Genomic DNA, 8550 nt, shown 5'->3' on the forward strand with positions numbered 1-8550 from the left:
TTGATCTCTTTGTCGATCGCTTTCAGATCATCCTCGGTCGCGTGTTTGCCGGATAGCAGCAACTCGCGCACGTGTTCGATCGGGTCGCTTTGTTCGCGGACTCTCTGGACCTCTTCCCGGGTGCGGTATTTGGCCGGGTCGGACATCGAATGGCCGCGATAGCGATAGGTTTTGACCTCAAGGATGTAGGGCCCTTTGCCCGCGCGGCAGTGGGCGACGGCCTTTTGACCGGCTTCCTTGACGGCCAGCACATCCATGCCGTTGACGATTTCGCCGGGGATGCCGAACGCCTCGCCTCGGTGATAGATGTCCTTGGTCGAGGTGGATCGGGTCTGCGCGGTGCCCATGGCGTATTGGTTGTTCTCGATCACGAAAACGACGGGCAGGTTCCAAAGGGCGGCCATGTTGAACGTCTCATAGACCTGGCCCTGGTTTGCGGCGCCATCCCCGAAATAGGTGAAGGTCACGCGGCCATTGTCCTTGTACTTGTCTGCGAAGGCGAGACCGGCGCCCAGCGGCACCTGTGCACCGACGATGCCATGACCGCCATAGAAGTGCTTTTCCTTCGAGAACATGTGCATCGAGCCGCCCTTGCCCTTGGACAGACCGCCAATGCGCCCGGTCAGTTCGGCCATCACGCCGCCCGGATCCATGCCGCAGGCCAGCATATGACCGTGATCACGGTAGGAGGTGATGCGCTTGTCGCCCTCTTCGGCGGCGGCCTCAAGACCGACAACAACGGCTTCCTGGCCGATGTAAAGGTGGCAGAAACCGCCGATCAGACCCATTCCGTATAACTGCCCGGCCTTTTCCTCGAATCGGCGGATCAGCAGCATTTCCCGGTAATATGTGGTCATCTCTTCTGCAGAAACGTTTGGTTTCTTTGTGGTTTTTCGCGCAGCCATTGTGGCGATCTCCCCCTCTCGGACAGATAGTTTAGCGTTAAACTATCTCATAAAGCATTTCCATTCATCTGGCGAGGGGAAATATGACGCAGCGTCGGAGCGCGCGAATTTCGGCATATGAAGTGCTGCGCATCAAAGCGCGGTGCAAGATTTTTCGACGAAAAATCTCGGAACCCGATCAGCGGATGACGATTTCGTCCGAGCGGATCATGCCCAGTACTGATCGGGCCTGCTGATCCAGCAGGTCGAGGTCCAGATAGGTGTCGGACAGGCGGCGGGTCAGGTTCTCCATCCGGGTGATATCGGCGTTCAGAACCGCCAGATCGCGTGACAGGGTGTCCCGTTCCGCTGCAATCTCGACCCGTCGGAACAGGCCATAATCGCCCTGCACGGCGGCGAAGGTGAAATACACACCCAGCATGAAAGCCACCGAGAAGAAAACGACTGCGCCCAAACCGGGCCGATGGGAACGGGACACTCTGTTTACCGCCGTATGAAGTCTGCCTCAAAAACGTGCCCTTTGCGGGCATCTGCCTGCACTATGTCACAGGCGATTCGGCTTGTGAATCCCTTGATTCGCAAAATTTTGAGATCGCGAGGAAAAGCCCGCGCCCAGAAGAATTGACCCGGTTTTTAGCGCCAGTCGGTCAGGTCCCGGTTGCGTTCAAGTGTCTGCTCTTCCATGCAGGCCCAATAGAACATGGCGTCGGCACTGCCGCCCGCCGTCAGTTCCGGGTCGCAGGTGGCATCGCGATTTCTCAGCCAGGCGCGCTGCTCATCCAGCAGCGCTTGCCCCTCACCGCGTGCATCTGCTGCCGGTTTGATATCCTTCCAAAGCCGGTTCAACTCACTGTCTGCTATTGCCCATTTCTCTTTGGCGCAGAAATTGATGGCGAGCTGCGTCTGCCCGCCACAATGCGACTGCGCGAAAGACGAGGCGGGGATCAGGGCAAGCGCGAGGATCGGAATGATTTTCATGGCACATCTCCTGTTCGAAAGGGATTTTACCCTGAATGCCGATCCCCGGCCATGGAATGGATCCGGTGATTATTGCTCCAGCGCGGCCACGCCAGGCAGGGTCTTACCCTCCATCCACTCCAGAAACGCCCCGCCAGCGGTCGAGATGTAGGAGAAATCCTTGGCCGCGCCCGAGGCGTTCAGCGCGGCAACCGTGTCGCCGCCACCGGCAACCGAAATCAACTGACCAGAGCGGGTCAGGGCCGCCGCCTTCAGCGCGGCCACATTGGTGGCTGCGTCAAAGGGCTCGATCTCGAACGCGCCCAGCGGTCCGTTCCAGATCAGCGTCTGGCTTTCGGCGATGATGTCGGCGATGGCCGCGACGCTGTGGGGACCGGCATCCAGGATCATGCCGTCTTCGGGGCATTGGTCGGCGGGCAGAACCTGAGACGGGGCGTGTGATTCAAACTTCTCGGCCACAACGATGTCACGCGGCAAAACAATCGTGCAGCCCGAGGTTTCGGCCTTGGCCAGGATTTCCGCTGCGGTGTCCTTCATGATCCGTTCGGCCAGCGACTTGCCCACATTCAGGCCCTTGGCGACAAGGAAGGTGTTCGCCATGCCGCCGCCGATAACAAGATAATCCACCTTGTCGATCAGGTTGCCCAGCAGTTCCAGCTTGGTCGACACTTTCGCGCCACCGACAACAGCCGTCACAGGACGTTTGGGCGCGCCAAGGGCACCTTCCAGCGCCTCAAGCTCGGCCTGCATCAGGCGTCCCGCGCAGGCGGGCAGCAGGCGCGCGATGGCCTCGGTCGAGCTGTGGGCGCGATGGGCGGCGGAAAATGCATCGTTGCAGTAGACATCGCCCAGCTTGGCCATTCCTGCGGCCAGATCGGTGTCGTTCTTGGTTTCGGCGGCGTGAAAACGGGTGTTTTCCAGCAGCAGCACCTGACCCGGTTGCAACTGCTCGGCGGCCAGTTCGGCCTCGGTGCCGACGCAATCGGCGGCAAACAGGACCTCGGCCTCGAACGCCGCCTCAAGTGTCGGGATCAGTTGCTTCAGCGACAGGTTCTCTCGCCGCTCACCGCCCGGGCGTCCGAAATGGGCCAGCAGGATGGGTTTGCCGCCCGCGGTCAGGATATCGCGCACCGTGGGCACGATGCGCTGAATCCGGGTGGCGTCGGTGACCACCCCGTCCACGACCGGCACATTGATATCGACGCGCACCAGCACGCGTTTGCCGTTCAGGTCCATATCGTCCAGCGTTTTCCAGCCCATCGCGCAATCCTCAGAGTTTTGAAACTGATTTGAGCGGTTCTTTTCCTGCATTTTGCCCTCAGGTCAATGCGTCACTTGGCATTCACGCGCGTGCGGCATAGGTATTTGCGCAAGATAAACGACAGGAGGGCCTCATGGCCGAGATCAAAGACCCCGAAAACACCATCATCATCGAGCTGAAAGACGGCAATGTCGTCATCGAACTGCTGCCCGACGTGGCCCCGCAGCACAGCGCGCGGATGAAGGAACTGGCGCGCGGCGGTGAATATGACAACGTCGCCTTCCACCGTGTGATCGACGGCTTCATGGCGCAGACCGGCGACGTGCAGCATGGCGACATGGAAGACGGGTTCAACCTGCGCATGGCGGGCACCGGTGGGTCTTCGCTGCCGAACGTCCCGGCCGAGTTCTCGAAGCTGCCCCATGATCGCGGCACCCTGGGCGCGGCGCGGTCGCAGAACCCGGATTCGGCCAATTCGCAGTTCTTCATCAACTTCAAGGACAACCATTTCCTGAACGGCCAGTACACCGTCTATGGCCGCGTCATCGACGGGATGGAGCATGTGGATGCCATCGTGCGCGGCGAGCCGCCTGCAAGCCCCGACCGCATGATCAGCGTCAAGGTGGCCGCCGATGCATAAGCTGGCCGCCGCCTTTGCCCTGCTGGCCAGCCCGGCGCTTGCCACTGGTTTGCAGATCGAAATCGAAGGAGAGGGCGCCAATGGCACCGTCTCCGTCGACCTGTTCGAGGATCTTGCCCCCAAACATGTGGAACAGATCACCGCACTTGCCGCGGCGGGTCAGTATGACGGGGTTGTCTTTCACCGGGTGATCGAGGGCTTCATGGCCCAGACCGGCGACGTGCAATTTGGTCGTCTGGGTGGGGACATGCGCCGCGCGGGCACCGGTGGTTCGGACCGTCCTGATCTGCCGGCCGAGTTCTCGGATTTCAACTTTGACCGGGGCGTTGTCGGCATGGCGCGGGCACAGGACCCCAACAGCGCCAATTCGCAATTCTTCATCATGTTCGAACCGGGCCCGTTCCTGAACGGTGAATATACGGTTGTCGGGCAGGTGACAGACGGGATGGACGTGGTGGACGCGATCAAGCGGGGCGATGGCCCCAATGGCGCGGTCATCGGTCAGCCGGATGCGATGAAAAAGGTCTCGGTGACCGAATGAACAAAAGCCCGGCGCGGGATCAGCGCCGGGCTTTTTCTTTGGGTCTTGATCCCGATGGGCTCAGTCCTCGGGCGACATCACCTTCCAGATGATCGCCCCGACCGCGCCGCCGATCAGCGGTGCCACCCAGAACAGCCACAGCTGCGCCAGCGCCGGGCCATCGGCAAACAGGGCCACGCCGGTTGATCGCGCCGGGTTCACGGATGTATTCGTGACCGGGATCGAGATCAGGTGGATCAGCGTCAGCGCCAGACCGATGGCAATCGGGGCGAACCCGGCAGGTGCCCCGTCAGAGGTTGCACCCAGAATGATCAGGATGAAGAACGCGGTCAGCACAATCTCGATCACCAATGCCGACATCAGCGAATAGCCCTGGGGTGAGGCATCTCCGTATCCGTTCGAGGCGAAACCGCCGACGCCTTCAAACCCGGGCGCGCCGCTGACGATCAGGTACAGCACCAGCGCCGCCGCAATCGCGCCAACCACTTGCGCGGCCCAATAAGGCAGCAGATCGCGGGCCGGGAAGCGTCCGCCAATCATCAGCCCTAGGCTGACCGCCGGGTTGAAATGCCCGCCCGAGATGTGACCAACCGTATAGGCCATGGTCAAAACCGTCAGGCCAAAGGCAAAGGAAACACCCAGCCAACCGATGCCCACATCGGCGACGCCTGCGGCCAGCACCGCGCTGCCGCACCCGCCCAGCACCAGCCAGAAGGTGCCAAAGAATTCAGCCATGAGTTTTGATGACATGAAAAGTCCTCCGAAAAACAATGGCTTTCAGTCTAATTCAAAAAGTGCGTTTTGTGAAACTGGCCTCTGCGGGGAATTTTTCAGGCTCTTTTGCAGCGCGTGGGAACTATCCCGTGCGTCCATAAAATGTCCGGCGCGCGCTTTCCGACAAAGAGATGCCGGGTTCCGTGTTATAGGCCAGCACGGCAAGGATACGGGTTTGCTGACCCTCGTTCGGGGCCACCCGGTGGATCGAGTTCCGGCCACGGAAGAACACCAGCGTTCCAGCCTTAGCGTCGAGCTGATTGATCGGGGTACGGCCTTCAAGGATATCGCCAACGGCGTCAAAGCTCATTTCACCGGCATCCGCATCGCGCACATCACGGACATATTCAAAGGAACCGCCCTGTTCAGGCGGCTGAATCATCAGCGTGATCGCGAAGGCAGAGTTATCGAAATGCCAGCCCAGCTCTTGCCCCTGTTCGGCAAAGTGCAGGTTAATGGACGACAACGGATCGGCGTATTCATACAGCGCATCTTCTTCCAGCACGTCACACAGAAAGGCGCGGAATATGTCGGACTTATACAGCGTTCGAAGGGCAGAGGTCTCAGCGATCTGATCATCCGTCAGGCAGCCCTTTGACGAGGTCACCAGCCGGTTGCGCGGGTGTTCAGGGCCATAGGCCGGGTCCTGAGGGCTAAGGTAGACCGTATGCCTCTCGGCCTTCGCATACACCTTGTCTTTGTTTGCAAGACCATCGATCCGAATAGAGGATATCGCGTTCTCTTTAACGAAACCCGGCATCTCCAGCACACCATCGCGCCGATAGCTTTGTCTGAGGGTCGCGCGAAATTCCGGGTCCTCAATCGGGTATGTGGTGAGGTCGACAATATCTGCCAGTTCCATTGGGCCTCCATGCCGCTGCGTGCACTGTTCCCAATTGGTGTAGGGCCTATTCGGCGACCGAGAAACAAAAAAACGCCGCGATCAGGGTCGCGGCGCTTTTGCAGAACAGACTGAACTGTCTTTACTGTTTGACTTCCGCCGCCGGGTTGGCAGCGGCCTTGCCACCGCGACCGGGGTTCAGCGGGTCGTCCTGACGCTGCACCGAGCCTTCGAAATGCGCGCCGCTTTCGATGGCGATGGTCTTGTGGATGATGTCGCCTTCGACCCGTGCGGTCGAGGTCAGGCGCACCTTCAGCCCGCGCACGCGGCCCACGATGCGGCCATTGATGACCACGTCATCGGCGGTGACCTCACCCTTGATGGTCGCGGTTTCGCCAATAGTCAGCAGATGGGCGCGGATGTCGCCTTCGACCGTGCCTTCGACCTGGATATCACCCGAGGTCTTGAGGTTGCCGGTGATGTGCAGGTCCGAGGACAGAACCGATGCGGGCGGCTTGGGCTTGGGGGCCGTGCTGGGCTTGGTCTCTGCTACCGGTGCGGCCGGGGTTGCCGGTGCGGCCGGTTTTGCTGCCTCAGCTTCTTTGGCGCCGGGTTCGTTGATCTTGCTCTTAGAAAACATTTTTCGCAGCCTTGATGTAAGTCATGGGGTTTACCGGTTTACCGTTCACGCGCACTTCGTAATGCAGATGGGTGCCGGTTGATCGTCCGGTGCTACCCATATCAGCAATATGATCCCCGCGCGAGACCCTTTGGCCGACCTTGACGAGGATCTTGGTGTTATGCGCGTAAAGTGTTTCGATCCCGAAGGCGTGCTTGATCTTGACCAGCCGCCCAAAGCCCGATTGCCAGCCCGCATGGGTGACCACGCCGTCGGCGGTGGCGAAGATATCGGTGCCCTGCGCGCCAGCAAAATCAGCGCCGTTATGCATGCGCCGACCGCCGGTCTTGGGGTCGCGGCGGGTGCCGAAGCCACTGGTATAGCGCACGGCGGCGCGGACGGGGCTGGCGAAGGGGGCCTTTTCGGCAGCGATACGGTAGAGGTTCAGCTGATCCATCTGCTGCAGCAGTATGTTCGCGCGGATCTGGTCGGGGGTCAGTTCCTCACCGCGCGTGCTGAAGGATAAAGGGGTCAGCGGACCGCCCATGCCGCTATATCCGCGTCGGACCTCTTCGATGATGCGGTCGGTGGGCATGCCTGCGTTGCGGAACATCTTGTCCAGCGGCTCGACCGAGATCACCATGGCCTCTTCCAGCTGCCGGAAAATCTCGTCGCTGCGTTCCTGCATCAGGCGGATTTCCAGCTCCAGCTCGTCGCGCTGATCCAGCGCGCCCTGCGCATTGGCGGCGATCATGTCACGTTCCAGCGCGGTACGGGCCAGCGCGTCAGTCATGAAGGCCATCTGTTCAGGATTGGCCGAGGCCGCCATATACGCGGTGTCGCCATCGGCGACCTGCTTCATCACCGCCAGTTCGCCACGGGCCGCTTCACGCTGCTTCATGGTGGCGCGCAGGGTGGTCTGGATCACCTCGATCCCGGTTTCCAACTCGTGTCGGCGGTTTTCCGATTCCAGCAGTTCCGACTGCATGGCCGAGATCTGCTCCAGCGCCGCATTGAACCGATCATGGGCGGCCAGCGCCTCGGCGGCGCGGGCGTCGCGTTCGGCGGACAGGATGTTCAGACGTTCCTGATATGTGGCCTGATCGCGCTTGGCCTGCTCCCGGAAATTGCCCGACCCGATGCTGTCGATCAGCAGGATCGCGGTGGCCACCGCCGTCCAGCCGACCATCACGGCAACCCCGGCGACAGCCGCCACCTGGGTTTCCGAACTCAGCCGGATGAACCGCGTATCATTGTCGGATTTCAGAAAGACCCGGCGTTCCGGAAAGTGCCGCTCGAGCAGTGAGTGTAGTTTGATTGCCAGACGTGTTCGCACGCGTCGTACCTCAATTGTCCCCATTTGACAGGGCTGGTCGTGAGTGGTGTGGCCGCCCCTTGGGGCGATTGCATAAAGGGGCAGGGGCCTTGGGGCAAGTTTGTTAACCAATGGCACCGCAAAACCACAGTTTTCCCGCCTGATATCGGCGGGAATTTGCCGAAGGTCAGGCGGATGTGCCGGGGGCGGGCAAGTCCTCGGTCAGGGGCCAGTAGAAATCGGGCGGCAACCCGGCCTCGGCGCGCTTTTCCTCATTAAAGGGCGGCTTCAGCGCTCCGTGGAAATAGCGGCGGACCAGAGTGTGGAACACATCCTTGGGGTCCGCATTCTCGCGCCCGCACAGGAAATGGAACCATTTCGAGCCATAGGCGACATGGCCCACCTCTTCGGCATAGATCACCTCAAGCGCGGCGACGGCCTGATCCGCCTTGGCTTTGCGGAAAATGTCGATCATGCCGGGGGTCACGTCCAATCCGCGCGCCTCAAGCACCATCGGCACAACCGCAAGGCGGCCCATCAGGTCCTCGGCCGTATCCTCGGCGGCGCGCCACATTCCGGCATGGGCGGGCAGGGCGCCATAGAAACTGCCCATCTGTTCCAGACAATCGCAGACCATCTCGAAATGGCGCGATTCCTCCTCGGCGCATTTGACCCA

At 60.8% G+C, this 8550-nt stretch carries 11 protein-coding genes; 2 read left to right on the plus strand and 9 right to left on the minus strand.

Translation table 11 applies throughout. The annotated features are described in order from the left end of the window. From pdhA to MPJ51_RS02085, 4 genes are all read right to left on the minus strand, one after another. Positions 1–905: pyruvate dehydrogenase (acetyl-transferring) E1 component subunit alpha (gene pdhA, locus MPJ51_RS02070; protein WP_298381324.1), on the minus strand; the 905-nt coding region annotated here is incomplete at its 3' end. A 178-nt stretch (positions 906–1083) separates the two neighbouring features. Continuing rightward, positions 1084–1383: a septum formation initiator family protein gene (locus MPJ51_RS02075; RefSeq protein ID WP_298381325.1), complete on the minus strand. Its 300-nt coding sequence runs from the start codon at positions 1381–1383 to the stop codon at positions 1084–1086. Positions 1384–1538: 155 nt separating this feature from the next. Continuing rightward, positions 1539–1883, minus strand: a complete 345-nt coding sequence (locus tag MPJ51_RS02080; protein WP_298381326.1) for a lysozyme inhibitor LprI family protein — start codon at positions 1881–1883, stop codon at positions 1539–1541. Between the two features lie 69 nt (positions 1884–1952). Further along, positions 1953–3143 carry a phosphoglycerate kinase gene (locus tag MPJ51_RS02085; protein WP_298381334.1) on the minus strand — a complete coding sequence of 397 codons (1191 nt, stop codon included), beginning with the start codon at positions 3141–3143 and terminating at the stop codon, positions 1953–1955. A 134-nt stretch (positions 3144–3277) separates the two neighbouring features. Here MPJ51_RS02085 and MPJ51_RS02090 point away from each other — a divergent pair, with 134 nt between their 5' ends. After that, positions 3278–3784 carry a peptidylprolyl isomerase gene (locus tag MPJ51_RS02090; protein ID WP_170793244.1) on the plus strand — a complete coding sequence of 169 codons (507 nt, stop codon included), beginning with the start codon at positions 3278–3280 and terminating at the stop codon, positions 3782–3784. After that, on the plus strand, positions 3777–4325 hold the full coding sequence (locus MPJ51_RS02095) for a peptidylprolyl isomerase (protein WP_298381327.1): 549 nt from the start codon (positions 3777–3779) through the stop codon (positions 4323–4325). The genes MPJ51_RS02090 and MPJ51_RS02095 overlap by 8 nt, the downstream gene beginning before the upstream one ends. 60 nt (positions 4326–4385) lie before the next feature. On the opposite strand, the gene aqpZ is transcribed toward MPJ51_RS02095, so the two are convergent. From aqpZ to MPJ51_RS02120, 5 genes are all read right to left on the minus strand, one after another. After that, positions 4386–5075 (minus strand): aquaporin Z, encoded by a 690-nt coding sequence (gene aqpZ, locus MPJ51_RS02100; RefSeq protein ID WP_298381328.1) that lies wholly within the window; start codon positions 5073–5075, stop codon positions 4386–4388. 106 nt (positions 5076–5181) lie between these two features. Then, the gene (locus MPJ51_RS02105; RefSeq protein WP_298381329.1) at positions 5182–5961 is read right to left on the minus strand and encodes a 2OG-Fe(II) oxygenase; all 780 of its coding nucleotides are present in this window, start codon (positions 5959–5961) and stop codon (positions 5182–5184) included. 121 nt (positions 5962–6082) lie between these two features. Beyond that, a complete protein-coding gene (locus tag MPJ51_RS02110) occupies positions 6083–6580 on the minus strand; it encodes a polymer-forming cytoskeletal protein (RefSeq protein ID WP_298381330.1) in 498 nt (165 codons plus the stop codon). Continuing rightward, positions 6570–7895: a M23 family metallopeptidase gene (locus MPJ51_RS02115; RefSeq protein ID WP_298381331.1), complete on the minus strand. Its 1326-nt coding sequence runs from the start codon at positions 7893–7895 to the stop codon at positions 6570–6572. The genes MPJ51_RS02110 and MPJ51_RS02115 overlap by 11 nt, the downstream gene beginning before the upstream one ends. A 166-nt stretch (positions 7896–8061) precedes the next feature. Further along, positions 8062–8550, minus strand: a 489-nt coding sequence (locus MPJ51_RS02120; RefSeq protein WP_298381332.1) for a ferritin-like domain-containing protein, incomplete at its 5' end; no start/stop codon positions are given.

This window comes from Ruegeria sp., assembly GCF_028066395.1.
Lineage (GTDB): Bacteria > Pseudomonadota > Alphaproteobacteria > Rhodobacterales > Rhodobacteraceae > Ruegeria.

What these genes read in the sequence shown, in the direction of transcription:
- MPJ51_RS02110 (WP_298381330.1), bottom strand. Translation starts at nt 6,580, where the DNA reads ATGTTTTCTAAGAGCAAGATCAACGAACCCGGCGCCAAAGAAGCTGAG.
- aqpZ (WP_298381328.1), bottom strand. Translation starts at nt 5,075, where the DNA reads ATGTCATCAAAACTCATGGCTGAATTCTTTGGCACCTTCTGGCTGGTG.
- MPJ51_RS02105 (WP_298381329.1), bottom strand. Translation starts at nt 5,961, where the DNA reads ATGGAACTGGCAGATATTGTCGACCTCACCACATACCCGATTGAGGAC.
- MPJ51_RS02085 (WP_298381334.1), bottom strand. Translation starts at nt 3,143, where the DNA reads ATGGGCTGGAAAACGCTGGACGATATGGACCTGAACGGCAAACGCGTG.
- MPJ51_RS02090 (WP_170793244.1), top strand. Translation starts at nt 3,278, where the DNA reads ATGGCCGAGATCAAAGACCCCGAAAACACCATCATCATCGAGCTGAAA.
- MPJ51_RS02080 (WP_298381326.1), bottom strand. Translation starts at nt 1,883, where the DNA reads ATGAAAATCATTCCGATCCTCGCGCTTGCCCTGATCCCCGCCTCGTCT.
- MPJ51_RS02095 (WP_298381327.1), top strand. Translation starts at nt 3,777, where the DNA reads ATGCATAAGCTGGCCGCCGCCTTTGCCCTGCTGGCCAGCCCGGCGCTT.